The organism is Chrysiogenia bacterium (assembly GCA_020434085.1).
Lineage (GTDB): Bacteria > JAGRBM01 > JAGRBM01 > JAGRBM01 > JAGRBM01 > JAGRBM01.
Genome location: JAGRBM010000511.1, coordinates 1 through 1,555 on the forward strand (window position 1 = coordinate 1; position 1,555 = coordinate 1,555).

Consider the following 1,555-nt stretch of genomic DNA (forward strand, 5'->3'; position numbering starts at 1 on the left):
AAATCGCTCGGGATCAAGAAGCGGCACTGGAAACTCGATCCCGTCCGCGATGACCATGCCCTGCCAGGCCTTCTCGGAGGGCGTTTTGGGAGACCACGCATAGGTGCCGGGGTCTCCGGCACGCCGCAGGTCGAAGAACACGTCGCTCACGTAGTCACGGCCACGCCTCAGCCCGCTTTGCAGAAGCTCCTGCACGGCCGGAAGCGGCACGAGGGCCTTTGCGGTCTTTGCATCGAGATTTCCGCCGAAGCCCAGAAACCGGTGCGCGCTCATGCGGTGGCCGTCGGTGGCGACGGCGATGAGGTCTCTCCCGTCTTTTTCAAAGAGAACGGCCGAGAGATGCTGGCGGTTTGCATCGCCGCGAAGCGCCGAGAGGATTACCCGCGAGAGCCCGTCGTAGAGCAGCGCGCCCTGCGAGAGATCAACGCGCGGCGCCGCGCCCTTCCATGCGGCCTTGTCCTGAATCGGCAAAAACAGCGCCTGGCCGCGCCGGCGCGTTCCAATCCGCGAGAGATCGGCAACGCCGGCGGGCCGGTAGCGCCCCACGACGTGAATGCGAAACCCCGCCTTGCTTTGCAGGAGAAAATCATCCCCGCCGGTCTCGATTTCGAGATCGTCGCTGGAGACAAGGGTGAGCCGCCGGATGTTCGCGGCGTCTTTGGGATGGACCTCGCAGAGATACTCGTGGACCTCTGCAAAGGCCGCCTGCATCCGCGCCGCGAACTGGTCCGCCGTGGCCGGGGCGCCAAGCAGCGACCCTCGCCAGAGCCAGGTATCGCCATCAAGGTAGTATTCAAGTAGCGGCCAGTCCGCTCGTTTGGCTGCTTTTGCCATGTTCTCACCAGGAAAATCTGAGCCCTGCCATCGCCTGCCAGCCGGGCTCAAAACGCTGCGTTTTGATGAGGCCGCCGCTACCCTGCGCGAAGAGCGAGAGGCGCTCGCTTACGCGGTGGCGGTATTCGAGCGCGCCTCCCAGAAAGTCCGGCCTGCCTTGCAGCCCCAGCTCCAGCGAGCCGCTCTTTGGAGCGAGCACGCCCACCTCGCTAAGACTGCGAGCAAGCTCGCCCGCAGGGCTCAGGCCCCCGCGGGCACCACCGCCAAAGGGGAGGCTTCGCCCCCACTTTTCACCAGGTTCAGGTCGTGGACGGCGGCTTCGACTTTGCCGGCCAGGAATTCCTCGACCTGATTTGCGGATGCGAGGCCCAGGATCCTGCCGAGCTCGCCGATGCCCTTGGTGCCGAGGTAGGACTTCAGGGCATTCAGCGCCCGGCGCTTGGCCTCCTGACGCTCGGCGGGCTCCAGCTTTCCGTCCTCGCGGGCGCTCTTCAAAGCATCGGCATAGGTCTGGGCGACGCTTTTTACGGCCGTGAAGACCGCCTCATCAAGTCGCACCAGCACGCCGCGAAGGTATTCACCTTTCACCTTCGCGGTGATGAGCTTTGCCAGCCACGCAGAGAGAAACGTGAGCCCGGCCACGAGAATGGGGGTGAGGATTTCGAGGATACTTGAGAAAATTTCGCGCTTGTCCATGGGATTCTCCTTAGCTTGCCACCTG

3 protein-coding genes are annotated in these 1,555 nt (G+C 64.1%); all 3 read right to left on the reverse strand.

Translation table 11 applies throughout. From position 1 onward, the window contains the following. The coding region (locus tag KDH09_17225; GenBank protein ID MCB0221442.1) for a hypothetical protein at positions 1-834 on the reverse strand (834 nt) is incomplete at its 3' end. A 4-nt stretch (positions 835-838) separates the two neighbouring features. Then, positions 839-1,033 carry a hypothetical protein gene (locus KDH09_17230; protein ID MCB0221443.1) on the reverse strand — a complete coding sequence of 65 codons (195 nt, stop codon included), beginning with the start codon at positions 1,031-1,033 and terminating at the stop codon, positions 839-841. Between the two features lie 41 nt (positions 1,034-1,074). Next, positions 1,075-1,555, reverse strand: a 481-nt coding sequence (locus KDH09_17235; GenBank protein ID MCB0221444.1) for a hypothetical protein, incomplete at its 5' end; no start/stop codon positions are given.